This is a genomic window from Ochrobactrum sp. Marseille-Q0166 (genome assembly GCF_014397025.1).
Classification (GTDB): domain Bacteria; phylum Pseudomonadota; class Alphaproteobacteria; order Rhizobiales; family Rhizobiaceae; genus Brucella.
In genome coordinates, this window is the sequence record NZ_JACJUO010000001.1 from 1,779,337 (window position 1) to 1,800,508 (window position 21,172).

The following is a 21,172-nucleotide window of genomic DNA, read 5'->3' on the forward strand; positions in this document are numbered from 1 at the left end:
CCGTCAACCTTTCATAACATTGACGTCTTCCACCGCGATAGAACCGCGATTACGGAAGAAAACAACGAGGATTGCAAGACCGATAGCTGCTTCCGCAGCTGCAACAGTCAGTACGAAGAGCGCAAAAACCTGCCCGACCATATCGCCGAGCACAGAAGAAAACGCGACGAAATTGAGATTGACCGAAAGAAGAATCAATTCGACAGACATCAGGATAACGATGACGTTCTTGCGGTTTAAGAAAATACCGAAGACGCCAAGTGTGAACAGGATGGCCGAAACGGTCAGATAATGAGAAATACCGATTTCCATATTCTTATCCTCAGATGCCCTTGCCCGGTTCGACCTTCTTGATCTCGATCGCCGTTTCAGGCGTACGAGCGACCTGATCCGGGATCGACTGGCGCTTAACATTCGGCTTGTGCCGCAGCGTCAGAACGATCGCCCCGATCATGGCAACGAGAAGGACCAATCCAGCAATCTGGAAGTGGAAGACGTAGTCGGTGTAAAGAATATCACCGAGGGCCGCTGTATTGGTGCGTTCAGCGAGATCAGGTATTGGAACTGCCCCCTGCCCCAGCTTCGGCGTGAACATCGAACCCGCAAAAACAACAATCAGCTCGCCCAGCAGAATGAGACCCACCAGAGCGCCGACCGGCGCATATTGCAGTGCACCGCGCTTCAATTCGGAGAAGTCAACATCCAGCATCATAACGACGAAGAGGAAGAGAACCGCCACAGCACCGACATAAACGACGAGCAGGATCATGGCGAGGAACTCGGCCCCCGTAAGCAAAAACAGCGCCGCTGCATTGAAGAAAGCGAGGATCAGAAACAGCACCGAATGCACGGGGTTGCGTGCCGCAATCACCATGAACGCGCTCGCGATCATGATAAAGGCGAACAGATAGAAGAACGCTGCCGCAATACCTGTCAGCATGGGGATCCCCCAACACCTTTCCGTGGATAAAGCCTGATTGCTTCATCCGCTTTAGTCTTTGTTTGCCGCGAATAATCGCGAAACTTAAATTCCAGCAACAAGACGGGCCGCCCCTTCCTGTTGCCGTTTTTCCAACCGGATGCCGAAACAAAGTTCCGGCAAAACCAATCAGCGATATGGCGCATCCATCGCGATGTTGCGCGCAATTTCGCGTTCCCAGCGATCACCATTGGCAAGGAGTTTGTCCTTGTCATAATAAAGCTCTTCGCGGGTTTCGGTCGCAAACTCAAAGTTCGGACCTTCAACAATTGCATCCACCGGGCAGGCTTCCTGACAGAAACCGCAATAGATGCACTTCACCATATCGATGTCATAGCGAACCGTACGGCGCGTACCGTCATTGCGGCGAGGACCAGCTTCAATGGTGATAGCCTGCGCCGGGCAGATCGCTTCGCAAAGCTTGCAGGCAATGCAGCGTTCTTCGCCATTGGGATAACGGCGCAGCGCATGTTCTCCACGAAAACGTGGGCTGATAGGACCCTTTTCATGCGGATAATTCAAAGTCGCCTTTGGCGCAAAGAACTGACGCATGGAGAGAAAGAAAGCACCGACGAATTCCTTGAGAAGGAGGGATTTCGCGGCTTGTGCGAATGAAGCCATTTGTCTTTCTCCTTACACCAGATCGAAGACTTTGATGACGGTCGCGGTCAGAACAACCATACCGAGCGAAATCGGCAGGAACACTTTCCAACCCAGACGCATCAGCTGGTCATAACGGTAACGCGGTACGAAAGCCTTCACCATCGCGAACATGAAGAAGCAGAAGCAGAGCTTGAGCATGAACCAGATGATGCCCGGCACCCAGTTGAGGAACCATACGTCAACCGGAGGCAACCAGCCGCCAAGGAAAAGTGTGGTCATCAGGGCGCACATCAGCGTGATCGCCACATACTCGCCGAGGAAGAACAGAAGGAACGGCGTGGACGAATATTCGATCATGTGACCGGCCACGAGTTCAGATTCAGCTTCGACCAGATCGAATGGCGGACGGTTCGTTTCAGCAAGAGCCGAAATGAAGAAGATCACGAACATCGGGAAAAGCACCAGCCAGTTCCAGTCGAGGAACGAAGCAGGCAGACCGAGCGATGTACCGAGACCCGTATTCTGCGACAGCACGATATCGGTCAGGTTGAGCGAACCAACTGTCAGAAGAACCGTGACAATCACGAAACCGATCGACACTTCGTAAGAGACCATCTGTGCTGCCGAACGAAGTGCACCGAGGAATGGATACTTCGAGTTCGAGGCCCAGCCACCCATGATCACGCCGTAAACTTCAAGCGAAGAAATAGCGAAGATATAAAGAATGCCGACATTGATGTTAGCAATCGCCCAGCCTTCATTGACCGGGATAACTGCCCAGGTTGCCATTGCCAGAACCGCCGAAACAAACGGGGCAAGAAGGAACACACCCTTGTTTGCACCCGAAGGAATGATCGGTTCCTTGAAGACGAACTTCAAAAGATCAGCGAAAGCCTGAAACAGACCCCATGGACCAACAACGTTTGGTCCGCGGCGAAGCTGTACGGCTGCCCAGATCTTGCGATCCGCATAAAGCAGGTAAGCCACGACGATCAGCAATACGACAAGCAGAACGACCGACTTCAGCGCTATGATCAGCGCGGGCAAGACGTAAGCTGCAAAAATTCCGTCCATTATTCCGTCTCTCTCTCGCTTACTCAGCTGCCTGTTGGAAGCTGCCGGCCGCAAGCGCCGAGCACTCGGCCATAACGGCGGAAGCACGCGCGATTGGGTTCGTCAAATAGAAATCCTTGACCGGCGAAACGAACGCTGCGCCGCCAGAAAGGTTAGTTGCTTTTGCTGCCAGTGCGGCCAGATCGTCTGTATCGCCAAGCGCAATCGTATCGATCGCCATCATATGCGGATAGTCCGCATAGAGCTTGGCGCGAAGCTGTGCGAGGCTGTCAAATGGCAGGCGTTTGGCCAGAGCGTCGGAAAGAGCGCGCAGAATTGCCCAGTCTTCCTTCGCCTCGCCCGGTGCGAAACCAGCACGGTTGCCGAGCTGTACGCGGCCTTCAGTGTTGAGCCATGTACCCGACTTTTCGGTATAGGCTGCACCCGGAAGGATGACGTCGGCAGCATGTGCACCGGCATCGCCATGCGTACCGATATAAACAACAAAGCTCGAACCCTTGGCCGTCATGTCGAGTTCGTCTGCGCCAAGCAGGAACACAACATCAAGCTTGCCCAACATATCGCGAGCAGCCACGCCACCCTCACCCGGAACGATACCGAGATCGAGAGCACCGACACGGGAGGCAGCGGTATGGAGAACCGAGAATCCGTTCCATTCACCATTGACTGCACCAACATCCTGAGCAAGCTTTGCAGCGGATGCGAGAACTGCTGCACCGTTTTCACCGGTCAAAGCGCCCTGACCCAGAATGATCAGTGGTCGTTCGGCCTTTGCCAACACGTCGCGGAACGCATTTTTGCCAGCAGCAACGGCAGCCAATGTGTCTGCACCTGCGCCCAGATATTCGTAATCGTAACGCAGTTCAGCCTGTTCGCCGATCAGAGCAATCGGGAAATGGCCCATGCGCTGACGCTTGCGAATACGCGCGTTCAGAACAGCGGCTTCAACGCGTGGGTTGGAACCGATGATCAGAAGAGCATCAGCATTTTCAATGCCTTCGATCGTTGTGTTAAAGAGATAGCTTGAACGACCCAAAGCTGGATCGAGTGCTGCACCATCCTGGCGGCTATCGATATTCTTCGAGCCGAGCGATGCAACGAGGCTTTTCAGGGCATAGAGTTCTTCAACCGAAGCCAGATCGCCAGCGACTGCGCCGATCTTGTCAGCGGAAGTAGCGGAAACCTTGGCAGCGATTGCTGCGAAAGCTTCTGGCCACGAAGCTGCAACCAGACGACCATCCCTCCGAACATATGGGCGATCAAGGCGCTGGGTGCGCAGACCATCCCAGATGAAGCGGGTCTTGTCTGAAATCCACTCTTCGTTCACCGCTTCATTCACACGCGGCATGATGCGCATCACTTCGCGGCCGCGGGTATCAACGCGAATGTTCGAACCGACAGCATCCATCACGTCGATAGTTTCGGTCTTGTTCAATTCCCACGGACGAGCCTGGAATTCGTATGGACGCGAGGTCAGAGCACCAACCGGACAAAGGTCGATAACATTGCCCTGAAGTTCCGAGGTCATTGCCCGTTCAAGATAAGTGGTGATTTCAGCATCTTCACCGCGACCGATCAAGCCGAGTTCAGAAATCCCAGCCACTTCAGTCGTGAAACGGACGCAGCGCGTGCAGTGAATGCAGCGAGTCATCACCGTCTTGACGAGTGGACCAATATACTTGTTCTCAACGGCACGTTTGTTTTCGCGATAGCGTGAACCATCGGTTCCGAATGCCATTGCCTGATCCTGCAAATCGCATTCACCTGCCTGATCGCAGATCGGGCAATCGAGCGGATGGTTGATGAGCAGGAATTCCATCACGCCCTCGCGGGCCTTCTTGACCATTGGCGTGTTGGTGAAAATTTCAGGTGCTTCGCCATTCGGGCCCGGACGCAGATCGCGAACGCCCATAGCGCAGGATGCTGCCGGCTTTGGCGGTCCACCCTTCACTTCAACAAGGCACATGCGGCAGTTTCCGGCGATGGAAAGCCGTTCGTGGAAACAAAAACGCGGGACTTCAGCCCCCGCGGCTTCGGCAGCCTGAAGGAGCGTATAGTGATCGGGTACTTCGATCTCTGTGCCGTCAACCTTAATATTTGCCATCGCTTATCCAAACCTGCGGCTCTTACCGCATCTTCCAGATGTCAAACTCTAAAGTCCGCCCTTCCCGGGCGGACATACAACGTATTCTTCCGCTTACTCAGCCGCTTCAAGGCGGATGTTGCGGCTCTGAACAGCGTTGCGTGTATAATCGTCAATGCGCTTTTCAATTTCCGGACGGAAATTGCGGATCAGCCCCTGAATAGGCCATGCTGCAGCATCACCAAGCGCACAGATCGTATGACCTTCAATCTGCTTGGTTACGTCGAGAAGCATGTCAATTTCGCGCTTTTGCGCGTTACCCTTGACCATGCGTTCCATGACGCGCCACATCCAGCCCGTACCTTCACGGCATGGCGTGCACTGACCGCAGCTTTCATGTTTGAAGAAAGCTGAAAGTCGGGCAATCGCCTTGATGACGTCTGTGGATTTGTCCATGACGATCACGCCGCCGGTGCCGAACGAAGATTTCTTTTCGCGCATACCGTCGAAGTCCATGATGGCGTCCATCATGTCTTCACCCTTGACAATCGGGCAGGAAGCGCCGCCGGGAATGACACCCAGCAGATTGTCCCAGCCACCACGGATACCGCCAGCGTGCTTTTCAATCAGCTCGCGGAAGGTGATGCCGAGGCTTTCTTCAACAGTACAAGGCGTGTTCACATGTCCCGAAATCTGGAACAGCTTGGTGCCGACATTGTTCGGACGGCCAATTGACGAGAACCATGCACCACCGCGACGCAAAATAGTCGGGGCGACAGCAATCGACTCAACGTTGTTAACGGTCGTCGGGCAGCCATAAAGACCCATATTCGCAGGGAACGGAGGCTTCAGGCGTGGCTGCCCCTTCTTGCCTTCGAGGCTTTCAAGCAGAGCGGTTTCTTCGCCACAGATATAAGCGCCAGCGCCGTGATGAAGGAAAATATCCATATCCCAGCCGCACTTGTTGTTCTTGCCCAGAAGGCCCGCGTCATAGCACTCATCGATCGCTGCCTGAAGCGCCTCACGCTCACGCATGAATTCGCCACGCAGATAGATGTAAGCGGTATGGGCGCTCATGGCACAACCGGCGATCACGCAGCCTTCAATCAGCGTATGCGGATCGTGGCGCAGAATTTCGCGGTCCTTACAGGTGCCCGGTTCGGATTCATCGGCATTCACGACGAGGTAATGCGGACGATCCGTCACTTCCTTCGGCATGAACGACCATTTGAGGCCAGTGGGGAAGCCAGCGCCACCGCGTCCACGAAGGTTGGAAGCCTTCATTTCATTGATGATCCAGTCACGGCCCTTCTCAATGAAGCCCTTGGTATTATCCCAATGGCCGCGTGACATGGCGCCCTTGAGCGACATATCCTTGAAACCATAGATATTGGTGAAGATGCGATCTTTATCAGCCAGCATGTCTCACCTGCTTCCGTCTTTGGTTGCGGCTTCAGCTTCAGCCTTTGCCTTCGCTTCGGCTTCCGCCTTGGCTTTGGCAACTGCAGCATCTGATGCCTTACGGGTTTCCAGACCAACTTTTTTGTAATCCAGATCTTCGGTCAGAGCCGTCAGTCCGCCCTTTGGTTCAGACGTGATACGACCATCCTGTGGACCCGGCTTAACCGTGTCGCCCTTGCCCGCTTCAAATGCATCGATGATTTCAGCAAGGCGTTCCGGCGTCAGGTCTTCATAGGCATCCTTGAAGATCATGACCATCGGCGCATTGACGCAAGCGCCCTGACATTCAACTTCTTCCCACGACAGCGTGCCCTCGGCATTGAGCTCGAAAGGATCGTGATGAATCTTATGACGGCAGACATCCATCAGGGCTTCCGAACCACGCAACATGCATGGCGTAGTGCCACAAACCTGAATGTGCGCGCGCGTGCCAACAGGCTTCAACTGAAACTGCGTATAGAAGGTCGCTACTTCGAGAACGCGGATCAGCGGCATGTCGAGCATGTGAGCTACATGTTCGATAGCAGCCTTCGTGACCCAACCTTCCTGCTCCTGCGCACGCATGAGCAGCGGAATAACAGCCGACTGCTGACGGCCTTCAGGATATTTTGCGATCGTCTTGTGCGCCCAAGCCTGGTTTTCCGCGTTGAAAGCGAAACCAGCCGGCTGGACGGCATCATCTGCGAGACGGCGAACGGACATCAGCGGTCAACCTCACCAAACACGATATCGAGCGAGCCAAGGATTGCCGACACGTCAGCCAACATATGGCCGCGGCACAGGAAATCCATAGCCTGAAGATGGGCAAAGCCCGGTGCACGCAGCTTGCAGCGGTAAGGCTTGTTGGAGCCATCCGATACGAGGAAGACGCCAAATTCACCCTTTGGTGCTTCAACGGCTGCGTAAACTTCACCGGCAGGCACGTGGTAGCCTTCCGTGTAAAGCTTGAAGTGATGAATGAGCGCTTCCATAGAGCGCTTCATCTCGCCGCGCTTCGGCGGCACGATCTTGTTGTCGGTGTTCGAAACAGGACCGACGCGTTCCTTGCCGAGCAGAAGATCGACGCACTGGCGCATAATGCGGGCCGACTGGCGCATTTCTTCCATACGGATCAGGTAACGGTCATAACAGTCACCGTTCTTGCCGATCGGAATATCAAATTCCATCTCGTTATAGCATTCATAAGGCTGCGACTTACGCAGATCCCATGCTGCACCAGAACCGCGAACCATAACGCCCGAGAAGCCCCATGCCCATGCATCTTCGAGCGAAACCACGCCAATATCGACGTTACGTTGCTTGAAAATACGGTTTGGCGTGATCAGATCATCGAGGTTCTTGAGCGTGGTCGTCAGGAACGGATCAATCCATTTACCGATATCTTCAATGAGCTGATCCGGCAGATCCTGATGGACGCCACCGGGGCGGAAATAAGCTGCGTGCATACGAGCACCACAAGCACGCTCGTAGAAAACCATCAGCTTTTCGCGCTCTTCAAAGCCCCAGAGCGGCGGCGTCAGCGCACCTACGTCCATGGCCTGTGTGGTCACGTTCAGAAGGTGGTTGAGGATACGACCGATTTCCGAGAAAAGAACGCGGATCAGCTGGCCACGCTTTGGCACTGTAATACCAAGCAGTCGCTCAACAGCCAGCGCATAAGCATGTTCCTGATTCATCGGCGCCACGTAGTCGAGGCGGTCGAGATAAGGCACAGCCTGAAGATAGGTCTTCGTTTCCATCAGCTTTTCGGTGCCGCGATGCAGCAGACCGATATGCGGATCGACACGTTCAACGACTTCACCGTCAAGTTCAAGAACAAGACGCAAAACGCCGTGCGCAGCAGGATGCTGCGGACCGAAGTTGATATTAAAGTTGCGGACCTGAGTCTCAGCCATGTTCAGCTTCCTGTCGCTCAGTTCGTCTTGGCTTTCTCATCGCCCGGCAGGACGTAATCCGTCCCTTCCCATGGCGAGAGGAAGTCGAAATTGCGGAATTCCTGTCGCAGCATGACAGGCTCATAAATGACGCGCTTTGCTTCGTCGCTATAGCGAACCTCAACAAAACCGGTCGTCGGGAAGTCCTTGCGCAACGGATGACCTTCGAAACCGTAATCGGTCAAAATGCGGCGCAGATCAGGATGCCCCGAGAACAGAACACCATACATGTCGTAAGTTTCACGCTCGAACCACTCGGCACCGACGTAAACGGCAACAGCTGATGGTACCAGCGTATCTTCATCGGCCTGAACCTTGACGCGAATACGAAGGTTCTGGCGTGGAGACATGAGCTGATAGACAACGTCGAAGCGCTGCGGGCGCTGCGGATAATCTACGCCGGAAATATCCGTCAGGTTCACGAACTGGCACTGCACGTCATCGCGCAGAAACGTCAGAACGCTGATCAGGTTCGCAACCGGAACATTAAGAGTAAGCTCGCCATATGCGAACTTCGCCTCTTCGATCGTATCGCCGAGACGTTCTTTGATGTAGCCAGAAAGTTCACCAAGAGCTTCTTCGCTCATATCTCTAACTTCCTCTTTTAGAACTCGACCCATCCTTGGGAAAATAGATCGAATTCTAATAAACCCTCTTGCACCAATGAGACTACAAAATCCCCGTTAGCGCTCGATCGTACCTGTACGACGTATTTTCTTCTGCAGCATCAGAATGCCGTAGAGAAGAGCTTCCGCCGTTGGCGGGCAACCTGGAACATAAATATCGACAGGCACAACACGATCACAGCCACGCACCACTGAATAAGAGTAGTGGTAATAGCCGCCACCATTGGCGCACGAACCCATCGAAATGACGTAACGCGGCTCAGGCATCTGGTCATAAACCTTGCGGAGCGCGGGAGCCATCTTGTTGGTCAGCGTACCTGCAACGATCATGACGTCCGACTGACGCGGCGAGGCACGCGGTGCAATACCGAAACGTTCGGCATCATAACGCGGCATGGAAATGTGCATCATTTCCACGGCGCAACATGCAAGACCAAAAGTCATCCACATCAGAGAGCCAGTACGCGCCCATGTGATCAGCGCATCAGCAGATGTAACGATAAAGCCCTTGTCGGACAGTTCGCTGTTCAGATCATTGAAAAATGCATCGTCGGAGCCGACAGGTTTGCCCGTGCGAGGGTCAAGAATACCCTTTGGCTGCGGAGCAATGAGCGTCGCACCCGACGGCTGATTTGTGCCGGTCAATCCCATTCCAGCGCTCCCTTCTTCCATTCATAGATGAAGCCGATGGTCAAAACGCCAAGGAACAACATCATCGACAGGAAACCGAACCAGCCGATTGCACCGAAGGACACAGCCCAAGGGAACAGGAAGGCAACTTCGAGATCGAAGATGATAAAGAGAATCGATACCAGATAGAAGCGGATATCGAATTTCATACGGGCGTCATCAAAGGCATTGAAGCCGCACTCGTAAGCTGAAAGCTTTTCCGGGTCGGGCTGTCTGTACGCGACAAGAAACGGCGCAACCAGCAGGGCTACACCGATTACCATTGCGATGCCGAGAAAGATGACAATCGGCAAATAGGAACTTAAAAGCTCGTTCATGATCCTTATCCGGCTTGAATACGAGGCTGCGCCGCCTGTCATAAGCTTTTTAGAGCTTACCACCATGCGACACATTGCATCTGTTGCGACCTCGTCGCCTCAAGCAGCTTCAAAAGGCATGCCGTGCGAACTTAGTTCATTTCGCGGGGACGGTTAGCGCAGCATGCGCGCAAGCGCAAGCCCTCCAACGAGATCAGGCGGGTATAGTCCGGTCAAGATGCTTAATAAGAAGCAAGATCAAGCCCATATATGCCCCCTATTTTCGTATAGCACGAAAACATCATAATTTCGTGAGTATTTAGAGACAAACCGTCTTTCGCCATTTTAAGGCGAATAGAATCAATCGATTTAGATGCGAGCGACAAAACTGACGGCGGATTTTCAATCAAGTTCGTACCTGTCATCCACCGCAAGTGCCTCCGATTCATTGCGGAGTGCAAACCGGGATACGATTCACTCGCCAGATTTGAAAAGCGGAATGAATTCGGGCGCAGTTTCGTTTGAAGAAAATGGCTGCGCGCGCTTTGGATATAGAGAGCGAAAATTGCGCCTATATATATAAAGCGTAAAACAGCCCCTCCTCACTTCTGCCGACGTGTCGCTACCGGCGGAAAATTCTCATCGTCATGACCACGATTCTTGAAATGAATTAGCGCCAGCGATTCAATGAGTGGTTTCGCGTGCCTTCAGCAATCAGCCACTATTTTTTAGAATTGCCCCTCAGGATCGTAGCGCTTTCACATTGGCATAAGAATCAAATGCTGACGAAACTGCAGCTACGAACACCTCATCGCTTCGGCATCAAAGTCAGAGCTTAATAAAAGGAGAGAGATTTGAGCACATATCTGCTCACAAGTGGCGACGTTCTGGTCATTCTGGCCGGGATTTTGTCTGTCGCCTATCTCTCCTGGAAGCGTAAAACGAAATAGCCGCCCACCCTAACAATATGAATGATGACGCTAATTCGCTTGCGCCTTTAAGCACGCGGCGAAGTAAGGCTCTCGATCATGCATGACTGAGCATAAGAATTGAATGTTTCATCATAGGGAATAAAAACGCGAGAAGCGCCATTTTTATTCAAGATTTTATGATTGAATTCTTGAATGAAAATGGCGCGAGTGACGGGGCTCGAACCCGCGACCTCCGGCGTGACAGGCCGGCACTCTAACCAACTGAGCTACACCCGCGCATTTCATTTTCAGCCGTTTGGCTGGGTAGTCACCGGCGTTTCCGTTCGGTATGAGCGGTCGTTTAAGGGGTTCTCTCACGAGTGTCAAGCGAGTGGTCTGAAGAAAAAAGAAGAAATTCGATTTTATTTTAAAAGCCCCCATTTTGCGGGCTTTCTTATAGGGGAGCTTTTATCCACATCTCTGCATGTATCGCCCGAACGCATTCAAATTAAATGGAAAATAGAATCGCGTTACATGTTCAAGTGCATGAATCAGGCTCTTACACGTAGTTCTTATAAGAGCGCCGATTTGAGTTATCCCCAGCGGGCCTATCGATTTTAGCCGGAGAACTAAAAAAATGCATTTTTCTAATTTTTCCGCTTGCACTCTCCAAACGAACAGCCTAAACGGCTCTCACAGCGGCTGACAAGTCAGTCGGGCGATTAGCTCAGTTGGTAGAGCGCTTCGTTTACACCGAAGATGTCGGGAGTTCGAGTCTCTCATCGCCCACCATATTTTCCAATCACTTAGATCGAAAATATGAAGTTTACTTTAGGTTCAATAAACCTCGCCTGGCACCCTAGACCAACAACCCTCTAAAAAGTTTTTCTCTCAAAGTTCGTTGAGTGTGCGAAGCGCCCTTCGCCGGTAATTTGCGCGCTATTCTTCGTTAAGAATGTGCATATGCGCGGATAATCCAAGCAAACATGCTCGTAGCATAAACGTCGATAGATGAGCTGGTCGATCTTCGCGCTTGAAGTACTGTGCGCGTATTCAATCGAATTTTACGCAACAAAAAAGGCCGGGGCAAAAATGCACCGACCTTCCTGATCATCAATGTCTACCAGTGCCAGTACATCCGTGGTCAAAAGCATGAATTGATGGAGGCTATTGCGAGCGACAGACGCGTTCCAGCGCTCATCAGCAATGCCTATAAACAGATATATAAGAGAGCATTGTGTTCAAAGAAAGTCTGCTTGCTGAAAAATCACATTCTTTGATCGCGCTTCAATAAAGTGCCGGCTCCAAGGCACACCATAATCAGCACCCCACCGATTCCATAAGCCAGAACATCGAGCCAATCCGGCGTTGCTCCCAGAGTGATCCGCAGCGATCTGTTGCTGATTTCAATACCGAATACTTTGGACAGATATTGCCCGGCCTCAACCGCCACACCTACAAAAAATGCCGCCAGAGCCAACAAAACTCGGTTTCCGTCAAACACCGTACGGAATGCAAAATAGACGAAGATTACAGCAATAACATCGCCTAAGAAGCTTCTTATCCAGCCAAGACCAGCGCCTGCGGTCGCCAACAACACAAGACCAAAGAAGATCATGATCGTGATGACCAGCGCCGATTTCGAAAATTTGAACTGCACCAAAGCTTCCTAACAGCGGGACGACGGACATGTATTTCAGCCTGAAACGATAGAATCGAAATCTACCATTCCGGCAAAGCGTGCAGCGCGGACTTTGCCGAACTTGCTTTCATCAACAACCAGATGTTTCTGGAGCGCGCGCTGCATCGCCATCTGCTTTACCGGCACCTCATGAAAATGCGAGCAGGTTACTCCGTGTTGCTCATCAACACCGCCTGCCGACAAGAAAGCCTTGTTGATATTGACGCGCTTGAGAACTTCGATGCCTTCATCACTTGAGAAAGATGCGGCTTCCGGGTGGTAAACCCCACCGAGGACGATGAGCCGGACATCATCCCGGCGCGATAGAATCTCGGCGATATTCAGCGAATAACAGACCACGGTGATGTGCCGGTTTTGCGGTATTTGCTGCGCGAGATATGGCGTTGTCGTGCCGCAATCAATAAAAACGGTGTCATGCGCCTCGATAAGCGCTGCGGCTGCCGCGCAGGCCTGCGCTTTTGCATTGGCATGGCAATCTTTTTCAAGATCAAAGACATAATCGCTGCCGTTACCGTTATCCTGCACAGGAATAATGTAACCACCCAAACAATTGAGCGAACCGGAATCGGTCCCGATATCGCGGCGAATTGTCATTTCCGAAACGCCCAGCCGCGTTGCTGCATCGCGAAGACGCAGCACTCCCGCTTCCTCAACAAGAGCCGCAAGTTCGGCAATGCGTTCGTCTTTACGACTGATCCTGCTCACTGATTCCCCATTTCGGTTGCGGTTCACCTCCGTTTAGCTTGCCACATCAATTGGTGCAATTGCGATGGTGCATACTTGACAGGTCAAACAGAAATATGAAACGATCCAAACATAATGATCGGATTATAACATTATAATTCGCATTATCGGGAGGATCTGACAACAGGAATTTGCAACAGGCCAGAAAGCTTCAGGCAGCCTGCGCCAAGAAAGAGGAATTTGCGACTTATCCAGTATTGATGGTCGCAATGGAGGAGACACTGGTGTCAGCAGCAGTCTGCAAAGCACCAGCGTAAAAATCAGTAGTCACCAATCTCGCCTGCGCGGAAGCGCTTTTGGCGGGGGCTATTCGTTTCCAGGGAGGAAATACCGGTGAAGAAGTTTATCGCGTCCATGGCTATTGCCGCGTCTGTTACGATGTCTATTGCCGTGCCACATGCTTTTGCGGAAGGCGTCGTCGATACGTCGAAAATCAATAAAGACCTGATCACGACGGCAAACGACAAGAAATACACGATCGCGACAGTTGTGAAGGTTGACGGCATTGCCTGGTTCGACCGTATGCGTGACGGCGTTGAGCAGTTCAAGGCCGATACCGGCAATGACGTCTGGATGGTTGGTCCAAGTCAGGCAGATGCGGCCGCTCAGGTTCAGATCGTCGAAAACCTTATTGCACAGGGCGTTGACGCTATTGCCATCGTGCCGTTCTCGGTCGAGGCTGTGGAACCAGTCTTGAAGAAGGCTCGTGAACGCGGCATCGTCGTTATCAGCCATGAAGCTTCCAACATTCAGAATGTCGACTATGACATCGAAGCTTTCGACAATAAGGCCTACGGCGCCAACCTCATGAAAGAACTGGGCAAGTCGATGGGCGGCAAGGGCAAATATGTTGCTACCGTCGGTAGCCTGACCTCCAAGTCACAGATGGATTGGGTCGACGGTGCTATTGAATACCAGAAGGCCAATTTCCCGGAAATGTCACAGGCAACTGAACGCCTTGAAACCTATGACGATGCAAATACCGATTACACCAAGCTTAAGGAAGCAATGACTGCCTATCCGGACATCACCGGTATTCTGGGCGCGCCAATGCCTACTTCAGCCGGTGCCGGTCGTCTGATTGCTGAAGGCGGGCTAAAGGGTAAAGTGTTCTTCGCTGGCACCGGTCTTGTGTCGGTTGCTGGTGAATATATTAAGAATGGCGATGTTCAATATATCCAGTTCTGGGATCCGGCAGTTGCTGGTTATGCCATGAACATGCTGGCCGTCGCAGCTCTTGAAAAGAAGAATGAGCAAATCAAGGCTGGCCTTAATCTCGGTCTGCCTGGCTATGAAAGCCTGATCGCTCCCGACGCCTCCAAGCTAAACCTGCTCTACGGCGCAGGCTGGGTCGGCGTAACCAAGGAAAACATGGATCAGTACGACTTCTAATCGTTGCTGAACAGGAGAAAGAGACCCCCGCCTCTTTCTCCCCATTCCATCTGCATTTGCAGCCTTGCACGAGGCCTTTATGACTGAAAATCTGATCGAATTGCGCCATATCGGGAAGCGCTTTGGCGGCGTGAAAGCGCTGGACGACGTGTCCTTTGCCATCAAGCCCGGCGAAATTCACTGCCTGGCCGGCGAAAACGGCTCTGGCAAATCCACTGTAATCAAGATCATGTCCGGTGTTTACACACCCGAAGACGGTGAAATTCTGATCGACGGCAAGTCGGTCGGCAAGCTCGATCCTGTCAAATCCGTACATCATGGCATTCAGGTGATTTATCAGGATTTCTCCCTGTTCGGAAACCTGACGGTCGCGGAGAATCTCGCGATCAATACATTTCTCATGGAAGGTCGTAAGGCTGTCGATTGGAAGCGCGTGCGCGAACTTGCGCAGCAGGCGCTGGATCGTCTCGGTGTTCGGATGGATCTGGATTCCGATGTGGACAGTCTGCCAACATCCGGCAAGCAGATCGTAGCAATAGCGCGCGCCGTTATGGCCGATGCGCGACTTTTGATCATGGATGAACCAACCACTGCGCTTACCCGACATGAAGTCGACGCGCTGTTCAAGATCGTGCGCGATATTCAGGCACAGGGCATCGCCGTGCTGTTCGTCAGCCACAAGATGCGCGAAATGCTGGAAATAAGCGAACGGCTGACTGTTTTCCGCAACGGCAAGAAAGTCGCGGAAGGCCCGATTAACGAGTTTGACGAACCGGCGATCACCCGCGCCATGACAGGTCAGGAACTGACGGCTCACAGCTACCAATGGGTTGCCCGTGAAGGCGCCACCAGTGTCCCGAGCCTTGAGGTCGACAATCTCTCCGTTCCCGGTTCGGTGGAAAAAGCCAGCCTCACGCTTCATGCAGGCGAGATTGTTGGCATCTCTGGCCTGATCGGTTCTGGCCGTACCGAACTTGCCTTGGCTCTCTTTGGAATGAAGCCTGACTTTACCGGCAACGTGCGGATCGATGGCAAGCCCGTTCATCCCAAAACCGTGCAGGAAGGTATTGCCTGCGGCGTTGCTTATGTGCCGGAAGATCGTCTTACGGAAGGCCTTTTCCTAACCCAGTCGATTGAGCGCAATATCATTGTGACGTCGATTGAGAAATTCGTGCGCGGCTTGTTCATCAATCGCAAAAAGGCCGATGCGACGACGCGCGATATGTTCTCGGCAATGAATATTGTTGCGCCCGGCCCGCATACACCCGTCAACCATCTCTCCGGCGGCAACGCACAGCGCGTTGTGTTGGCGCGATGGCTTTTGACTGGCGCTAAAATCCTGATCCTCAACGGGCCAACGGTTGGCGTGGATGTGGGTTCGAAGGCTCAGATTCACAACATCATCCGCAAACTCGCACATGATGAAGGTCTGGCCGTTCTTATGATTTCCGATGATGTGCCGGAGCTGGTTCAGAACTGCAATCGTGTGCTGGTGATGCATCGTGGACGTTTCGTCGATGAACTCTCCGGTGAAAACATGACAGAAGACGCCGTCAATGACCGGCTCAAGACGCTGAATTGAGGAACCGGCACATGAAATTCTTTCGCAGTACCGAATTCATCATTGCCTGTGTGCTTCTCGCCGCAATGATTATCATTGGTCTTATCAACCCCGCCTTCTGGTCACTGGATAATATTTTCGGGCTTCTACGTTCCAATGTCGTGATCGGCATCATGGCGCTTGGCGTTCTGCTGGTGATGATTTCCGGCGGCATCGACGTATCGTTTACGGCTTTTGCTATTGCGGCAATGTATCTGACCGTCCGCGCCATGGTTTACCTTGGCTATGATGGTGTGTTCATTCCGTTTGTCGCCGCAACGTTGATTGGCTTGCTGCTCGGTGCCTTTAACGGCTTCATCATCCATCGCTTCAAGATGATCCCGCTGATCGTGACGCTCGGCACCGGCTCCATTATACGCGGCCTTGTGCTGGGTCTTGTCGGGACCAGCATCGTCAATATCAACAAGATGCCAAAAGAGCTGATCGAGTTTGGCAAGACGGACGTAATTTCGCTCACCTCAGCTTCCGGTACAGCCTTTGGCCTGACCGCGATGTTCCTCGTCTATCTCACGCTTGCATTGCTGATCCACCTGATCCTCAGCCATACGATGATCGGACGCAGTGTTTATGCCTATGGCGGCTCGCCGGAAGCCGCAAAGCGCGTCGGCTTCAACACGCGCCGCACGATCTTCTTCGTTTATTGCGTGGCGGGTGCCTTGGCAGGTTTTGCGGGGCTGCTCCATTCATCCATGATCTGGCTTGCCAACCCACGCGATTTTGTAGGCCTCGAACTCGATGTGATCGCAGCCGTGGTTCTTGGTGGCGCGTCGATTTTCGGCGGCCGCGGAACAGTGCTTGGCACACTCATGGGCGTCTTCATGCTCGTAATGGTCAAAAACTCGCTCATCATCATGAAGGTCGACACTACATGGCAGCGTGTCGTTGTGGGCCTCATTATCATCGCAGCAACCGCCACCACGGCGTGGCGCGATCGCAAAAGCATCGCCTGAAGGGAGAAAGTGACATGAAACAGTCTTTTGACATGCGCCGCATCCTTGGCGGAGACAACAATATCATCCAACTCGTCGTTATTACCGTGCTCGTGTTCGCGCTGATGACCTGGATGAACCCGGACAAGTTCCTGCGTTACTACAATTTTGAATCAATCAGCTACATCATGCCAGAGCTGGGCATCCTTTCCATCGCCATGATGATTGCGATGTTGACGGGCGGCATTGATCTTTCGGTGGTCGGCATTGCCAATCTGGCGGGTATCGTCGCTGGCGTCTATTTCCACTCATCCATGGTGCAGGCAGCCCAGACTTCAGGGTCTGGAATGCTGTTCTACACGGTCATTGGTATCCTGCTTGCGATACTCATCGGGCTTCTATCAGGCCTTGTGAATGGATTGCTGATTGCCAAACTGCGCATCACGCCGATCCTCGCAACACTCGGCACAGGCCAGGTTCTGATGGGACTGGCGCTGGTGCTCACCGGCGGCCCCGCCATCGTTGGTTTTCCGGATGCTTGGAACTGGGTAGGCAATGGAAAGATCATGGGCATCGCCACGCCTTTCCTTCTATTCATCGTGGTCTGCATTCTCGTCGGAATTTTGCTGACCCGCACCACGCTTGGTATCAATCTGATGCTGATCGGCACTAATCCGCGCGCAGCCGTGTTTGCTGGCATCCGCAAAGAACGCATGATCCTTTATTCCTATATGCTGACGGGCGTTCTCGCTTCGCTTGCTGGGATCATTTTGTCGGGACGTACCAATGCGGCCAAATCGGATTATGGCGCATCCTATCTGTTGCAGGCGGTTTTGATCGCCGTGCTTGGCGGCACCAATCCGGCTGGTGGCAAAGGGCGCGTGCTGGGCATCGCAATCGCGCTGATGGCTCTCATGCTTCTTTCCTCCGGCTTTCAGATGATGCGGTTCTCCAACCACCTGATCGACTTCATCTGGGGCGCGTTCCTCATCCTCGTCATCGCGATCAATGCTTCGCGCAATCAAGGCAGGTGATCCCACATGCAGGATATTGAATTTCATCTTCGTCGTCAGGACTTTGTCGAACAGCCGCATGTCATTGCCAGTGCAGACGGGCTGAGTGTTACGGCATTTCGCTATCCAAGTGGCATCGAAGCTCTGCTGATCGAAAACGAGCGCGGCAACATTATCGTGCTTCCATTCATGGGGCAGATGGTATGGGGCGCAGAGTTCGACGGCATTGATCTAACCATGGGCAACAGCTTCTCCATGCCGCGCCCGGCAACCACCATCGTCGAGACTTATGGATGCTTTGCTTTTCACAGCGGAATCTTGCGCAATGGCTGCCCTTCGCCGCAGGATAATCACCTTCTGCATGGTGAAATGGCCTGCGCAAAGATGGACAAGGCAGGGCTTTTGTTCGGCGCGGATGACCATGGCAGCTTTGTCGAAGTTACTGGCGAATATGAATATGTCATGGGCTTTGGCGCGCATTATCTCGCGCGGCCAAGCGTTCGGCTTCATGCGAAGGAAACGCTCTTCGACATCACCATGGATGTTGAAAACCTGTCATCGGCTCCGATGGAGCTGATGTATATGTGCCACGTCAATTTCGCCTATGACGAAGACGCGCACATTGTGCAGCCGGTCGCCTTTACACCAGATCAGGTGCAGGTTCGCACAGCCGTTCCGGGCCATGTGACACCCAATGACGATTACCTCGCCTTGATTGATGAACTGGCCGCAGATCCTTCCGTGATGGAAGTTTTGGATGAACCGGAACGCTACGATCCCGAACAGGTCTTCTACATTCGTGGCTTACCAACCGATGCCGATGGCAAGACCCATAAGATGATGAAGTTAGCCCATGGCGACGGCTTTGCGATCTCCTATCCGGTTGAGGCTTTCCCGAAAACCGTGCGCTGGATTCTCGTCAACGGTGATGCACAGGTTGCAGCCTTTGCCCTGCCATCCACTTGTGAGCCGGAAGGCTATCTCGCCGAAAAAGCCAAGAACAATGTGCGGATACTGGCGCCGGGTGAGCGCGCCATCTTCCCCGTGCGCCTTGGCTATCTCGATCAGCCTGCCGCCGAACAATTTGAAGCCAAGATCAGGGCACTCAGAAATTTAAAAGGAACTTCTCATGACCAGAAAGATCGGAGTGGTCGGCTCCAACATGGTGGATCTCATCACCTATGTGAACCGTATGCCTGGCCCCGGCGAGACGCTTGAAGCACCAACGTTCGAAATTGGCTGCGGCGGCAAGGGGGCAAATCAGGCTGTTGCAGCTGCACGCCTCGGTGCCGATGTGATGATGGTAACGCGAGTTGGCGATGACGTCTTTGCCGATAATACGATCCGCAATCTCAATAGCTTTGGCGTCGATACGCGACACGTTCTCAAAGTATCGGGCAAGTCGAGCGGTGTAGCCCCCATCTTCGTCGGACCTTCAGGCGAAAACTCAATCCTGATCGTCAAAGGTGCCAATGCAGACCTCCTGCCCGCCGAAGTCGATAAGGCTGCCGATGATCTGAAGGAATGCGGCCTGATCCTCATGCAGATGGAAGTGCCGGTCGAGACCGTCTACCACACAATCGCTTTTGCCGCTGAAAATGGTATCGAAACCATTTTGAACCCCGCTCCTGCGGCGGCTGATCTTGATCCTGAGCGTATCCGGCAAGTGACCTTCCTCGTGCCCAACGAGAGCGAGCTTGCTCTTTTGTCTGGCCTTCCAACCAGCACGGATGATGAGATTGTCGTTGCCGCTCGCTCGTTGATTGCGCGCGGTATTCGCACGGTCATCGTGACACTGGGCGGACGTGGCGCACGCATGATTACCGCAACTGAGATCGTCAATATCCCGCCGGTCAAAGTCACACCGAAAGATACGACAGGCGCAGGCGATGCTTTTATCGGCTCGTTTGCACGCTTTTATGCAGAGACGGGCGATGTGGAAGCAGCCCTTCGCAAAGCCTCCCTTTATGCCGCTCATTCCATCACCCGACCCGGCACTCAAAAGGCTTATGCCAGTGCCGATGAATTTGAAACGTTCTGCCGTGACCACGCGCCTTTGATCGAACGCGCCTAAGTGCTCTTGAACGTCAACAAACCTCACAGACGGACAATACAATGACCGAAACCCTTCCCTGCAATAATGGCACGCCGCTCAAGCCTGAATGGTTTGAAGATGTTGTCGTGAACCGCAGCGCCTCGGAACGTCGCGCTGCAACGCTGCCAGCGCGACGTTCGATCAAGAAAGAATATCAGGCAGCATGGCTTATCCGTGCAATCCAGTGCATCGACCTGACGACGCTTGCCGGTGATGATACTGCCGGACGCGTGCGCAGGCTTTGTGCCAAAGCGCGCCGCCCCGTGCGCGATGACATTCTTGAAGCCCTCGGCCTGCTTGATGCCGGTATAACCACCGGCGCAGTCTGTGTTTATCCGACCATGGTGTCCCATGCAGTCAAAGCACTGGAAGGCTCCGGCATTCCCGTAGCCTCTGTGGCAACAGGTTTTCCGGCAGGCCTGACACCTTTGCCATTGCGCCTTGCTGAAATCACCTATGCGGTTGAGCAAGGTGCGCACGAAATCGACATCGTCATTACCCGCGAGCATGTGCTGACACAAAACTGGTCGGCGCTTTATGACGAAATTGCCGCCATGCGCGAAGCCTGTGGCGAGGCGCATATGAAGGCCATTCTCGCAACCGGTGATCTCAACACGCTCACCAATGTTTATCGCGCTTCGATGGTTGCAATGCAGGCGGGTTCTGACTTCATCAAGACCTCGACCGGCAAGGAAGATGTCAACGCGACGCTGCCCGTCAGCCTTACCATGGTGCGGGCATTGCGGGATTATGGCGAGCTATCCGGGCAGATCGTCGGATTCAAGCCTGCGGGTGGTCTCAAGACCGCCAAGGACGCACTTGCTTGGCTCACACTCATGAAAGAAGAGCTCGGCAATCGCTGGCTTGAACCCGATCTTTTCCGCATCGGCGCATCATCGATGCTCGGCGATATTGAACGACAATTAGAGCACTTCGTGACCGGACGCTATTCAAGCGCCAATCGTCACGCCGCTGCTTAAACTTGGCATTTCGCATTCTCCTACGCAAAAGCTCACGCA

General features: G+C 53.2%; 20 protein-coding genes and 2 tRNA genes. 8 read left to right on the forward strand and 14 right to left on the reverse strand.

Annotated elements, in window-relative coordinates; genetic code table 11:
• Positions 1–3: 3 nt before the first annotated feature.
• The 12 genes from nuoK to H5024_RS08525 all read right to left on the reverse strand — a co-directional run bounded on the left by nuoK (position 4) and on the right by H5024_RS08525 (position 10,954).
• Positions 4–312 (reverse strand): NADH-quinone oxidoreductase subunit NuoK, encoded by a 309-nt coding sequence (nuoK, locus tag H5024_RS08470; RefSeq protein ID WP_007874552.1) that lies wholly within the window; start codon positions 310–312, stop codon positions 4–6.
• A gap of 10 nt (positions 313–322) precedes the next feature.
• A complete protein-coding gene (locus H5024_RS08475; protein ID WP_187545363.1) occupies positions 323–940 on the reverse strand; it encodes an NADH-quinone oxidoreductase subunit J in 618 nt (205 codons plus the stop codon).
• A 168-nt stretch (positions 941–1,108) separates the two neighbouring features.
• Positions 1,109–1,600 (reverse strand): NADH-quinone oxidoreductase subunit NuoI, encoded by a 492-nt coding sequence (nuoI, locus tag H5024_RS08480; RefSeq protein ID WP_187545365.1) that lies wholly within the window; start codon positions 1,598–1,600, stop codon positions 1,109–1,111.
• Positions 1,601–1,612: 12 nt separating this feature from the next.
• On the reverse strand, positions 1,613–2,656 hold the full coding sequence (gene nuoH, locus H5024_RS08485; protein ID WP_187545368.1) for an NADH-quinone oxidoreductase subunit NuoH: 1,044 nt from the start codon (positions 2,654–2,656) through the stop codon (positions 1,613–1,615).
• Between the two features lie 19 nt (positions 2,657–2,675).
• A complete protein-coding gene (gene nuoG, locus H5024_RS08490; protein WP_187545371.1) occupies positions 2,676–4,760 on the reverse strand; it encodes an NADH-quinone oxidoreductase subunit NuoG in 2,085 nt (694 codons plus the stop codon).
• 93 nt (positions 4,761–4,853) lie between these two features.
• Positions 4,854–6,161: an NADH-quinone oxidoreductase subunit NuoF gene (gene nuoF, locus H5024_RS08495; protein WP_187545374.1), complete on the reverse strand. Its 1,308-nt coding sequence runs from the start codon at positions 6,159–6,161 to the stop codon at positions 4,854–4,856.
• A 3-nt stretch (positions 6,162–6,164) separates the two neighbouring features.
• On the reverse strand, positions 6,165–6,902 hold the full coding sequence (nuoE, locus tag H5024_RS08500; RefSeq protein WP_187545376.1) for an NADH-quinone oxidoreductase subunit NuoE: 738 nt from the start codon (positions 6,900–6,902) through the stop codon (positions 6,165–6,167).
• Positions 6,902–8,095 (reverse strand): NADH-quinone oxidoreductase subunit D, encoded by a 1,194-nt coding sequence (locus H5024_RS08505; protein WP_187545379.1) that lies wholly within the window; start codon positions 8,093–8,095, stop codon positions 6,902–6,904. The genes nuoE and H5024_RS08505 overlap by 1 nt, the downstream gene beginning before the upstream one ends.
• A 17-nt stretch (positions 8,096–8,112) precedes the next feature.
• On the reverse strand, positions 8,113–8,721 hold the full coding sequence (locus H5024_RS08510) for an NADH-quinone oxidoreductase subunit C (protein ID WP_187545381.1): 609 nt from the start codon (positions 8,719–8,721) through the stop codon (positions 8,113–8,115).
• 96 nt (positions 8,722–8,817) lie between these two features.
• Positions 8,818–9,411, reverse strand: coding sequence for an NADH-quinone oxidoreductase subunit B (locus H5024_RS08515; RefSeq protein ID WP_187545383.1), 594 nt, complete (start codon positions 9,409–9,411; stop codon positions 8,818–8,820).
• The gene (locus H5024_RS08520; protein WP_007874537.1) at positions 9,402–9,767 is read right to left on the reverse strand and encodes an NADH-quinone oxidoreductase subunit A; all 366 of its coding nucleotides are present in this window, start codon (positions 9,765–9,767) and stop codon (positions 9,402–9,404) included. Before H5024_RS08520 ends, H5024_RS08515 begins: the two co-directional genes overlap by 10 nt.
• Positions 9,768–10,877: 1,110 nt before the next feature.
• Positions 10,878–10,954, reverse strand: a tRNA-Asp gene (locus H5024_RS08525).
• Positions 10,955–11,373: 419 nt separating this feature from the next.
• On the opposite strand from H5024_RS08525, the gene H5024_RS08530 reads away from it, so the two are divergent.
• Positions 11,374–11,449 (forward strand) — tRNA-Val (locus H5024_RS08530).
• Positions 11,450–11,924: 475 nt separating this feature from the next.
• Here the strand turns inward: H5024_RS08530 and H5024_RS08535 are convergent.
• Together H5024_RS08535 and H5024_RS08540 are read right to left on the reverse strand one after the other, a co-directional pair.
• Positions 11,925–12,317 carry a DUF2809 domain-containing protein gene (locus H5024_RS08535; protein WP_187545385.1) on the reverse strand — a complete coding sequence of 131 codons (393 nt, stop codon included), beginning with the start codon at positions 12,315–12,317 and terminating at the stop codon, positions 11,925–11,927.
• 36 nt (positions 12,318–12,353) lie between these two features.
• On the reverse strand, positions 12,354–13,064 hold the full coding sequence (locus tag H5024_RS08540) for a DeoR/GlpR family DNA-binding transcription regulator (RefSeq protein ID WP_187545387.1): 711 nt from the start codon (positions 13,062–13,064) through the stop codon (positions 12,354–12,356).
• A 372-nt stretch (positions 13,065–13,436) separates the two neighbouring features.
• Here H5024_RS08540 and H5024_RS08545 point away from each other — a divergent pair, with 372 nt between their 5' ends.
• The 7 genes from H5024_RS08545 (at position 13,437) to deoC (ending at position 21,133) form a co-directional block, all read left to right on the forward strand.
• A complete protein-coding gene (locus H5024_RS08545) occupies positions 13,437–14,495 on the forward strand; it encodes an autoinducer 2 ABC transporter substrate-binding protein (RefSeq protein ID WP_187545389.1) in 1,059 nt (352 codons plus the stop codon).
• A gap of 79 nt (positions 14,496–14,574) precedes the next feature.
• On the forward strand, positions 14,575–16,077 hold the full coding sequence (locus tag H5024_RS08550) for a sugar ABC transporter ATP-binding protein (protein ID WP_187545391.1): 1,503 nt from the start codon (positions 14,575–14,577) through the stop codon (positions 16,075–16,077).
• Between the two features lie 11 nt (positions 16,078–16,088).
• Positions 16,089–17,066 carry an ABC transporter permease gene (locus H5024_RS08555; RefSeq protein ID WP_187545393.1) on the forward strand — a complete coding sequence of 326 codons (978 nt, stop codon included), beginning with the start codon at positions 16,089–16,091 and terminating at the stop codon, positions 17,064–17,066.
• A 14-nt stretch (positions 17,067–17,080) separates the two neighbouring features.
• Complete coding sequence (locus H5024_RS08560) at positions 17,081–18,079, forward strand: ABC transporter permease (RefSeq protein WP_187545395.1); 999 nt, start codon at positions 17,081–17,083, stop codon at positions 18,077–18,079.
• 6 nt (positions 18,080–18,085) lie between these two features.
• Entirely contained in the window at positions 18,086–19,276 is a 1,191-nt protein-coding gene (locus H5024_RS08565) for an aldose 1-epimerase family protein (RefSeq protein ID WP_247875222.1), read from the forward strand.
• Positions 19,188–20,132: a ribokinase gene (gene rbsK / locus H5024_RS08570; RefSeq protein WP_187545397.1), complete on the forward strand. Its 945-nt coding sequence runs from the start codon at positions 19,188–19,190 to the stop codon at positions 20,130–20,132. The genes H5024_RS08565 and rbsK overlap by 89 nt, the downstream gene beginning before the upstream one ends.
• 41 nt (positions 20,133–20,173) lie before the next feature.
• Positions 20,174–21,133, forward strand: coding sequence for a deoxyribose-phosphate aldolase (gene deoC, locus H5024_RS08575; protein WP_187545400.1), 960 nt, complete (start codon positions 20,174–20,176; stop codon positions 21,131–21,133).
• Positions 21,134–21,172: the final 39 nt, after the last annotated feature.

Excerpts from the sequence above, each read along its gene's own strand:
- nuoK (WP_007874552.1), bottom strand. The coding sequence starts at position 312 with ATGGAAATCGGTATTTCTCATTATCTGACCGTTTCGGCCATCCTGTTC.
- H5024_RS08475 (WP_187545363.1), bottom strand. The coding sequence starts at position 940 with ATGCTGACAGGTATTGCGGCAGCGTTCTTCTATCTGTTCGCCTTTATC.
- nuoI (WP_187545365.1), bottom strand. The coding sequence starts at position 1,600 with ATGGCTTCATTCGCACAAGCCGCGAAATCCCTCCTTCTCAAGGAATTC.
- nuoH (WP_187545368.1), bottom strand. The coding sequence starts at position 2,656 with ATGGACGGAATTTTTGCAGCTTACGTCTTGCCCGCGCTGATCATAGCG.
- nuoG (WP_187545371.1), bottom strand. The coding sequence starts at position 4,760 with ATGGCAAATATTAAGGTTGACGGCACAGAGATCGAAGTACCCGATCAC.
- nuoF (WP_187545374.1), bottom strand. The coding sequence starts at position 6,161 with ATGCTGGCTGATAAAGATCGCATCTTCACCAATATCTATGGTTTCAAG.
- nuoE (WP_187545376.1), bottom strand. The coding sequence starts at position 6,902 with ATGTCCGTTCGCCGTCTCGCAGATGATGCCGTCCAGCCGGCTGGTTTC.
- H5024_RS08505 (WP_187545379.1), bottom strand. The coding sequence starts at position 8,095 with ATGGCTGAGACTCAGGTCCGCAACTTTAATATCAACTTCGGTCCGCAG.
- H5024_RS08510 (WP_187545381.1), bottom strand. The coding sequence starts at position 8,721 with ATGAGCGAAGAAGCTCTTGGTGAACTTTCTGGCTACATCAAAGAACGT.
- H5024_RS08515 (WP_187545383.1), bottom strand. The coding sequence starts at position 9,411 with ATGGGATTGACCGGCACAAATCAGCCGTCGGGTGCGACGCTCATTGCT.
- H5024_RS08520 (WP_007874537.1), bottom strand. The coding sequence starts at position 9,767 with ATGAACGAGCTTTTAAGTTCCTATTTGCCGATTGTCATCTTTCTCGGC.
- H5024_RS08550 (WP_187545391.1), top strand. The coding sequence starts at position 14,575 with ATGACTGAAAATCTGATCGAATTGCGCCATATCGGGAAGCGCTTTGGC.
- H5024_RS08555 (WP_187545393.1), top strand. The coding sequence starts at position 16,089 with ATGAAATTCTTTCGCAGTACCGAATTCATCATTGCCTGTGTGCTTCTC.
- H5024_RS08560 (WP_187545395.1), top strand. The coding sequence starts at position 17,081 with ATGAAACAGTCTTTTGACATGCGCCGCATCCTTGGCGGAGACAACAAT.
- H5024_RS08565 (WP_247875222.1), top strand. The coding sequence starts at position 18,086 with ATGCAGGATATTGAATTTCATCTTCGTCGTCAGGACTTTGTCGAACAG.
- rbsK (WP_187545397.1), top strand. The coding sequence starts at position 19,188 with ATGACCAGAAAGATCGGAGTGGTCGGCTCCAACATGGTGGATCTCATC.
- deoC (WP_187545400.1), top strand. The coding sequence starts at position 20,174 with ATGACCGAAACCCTTCCCTGCAATAATGGCACGCCGCTCAAGCCTGAA.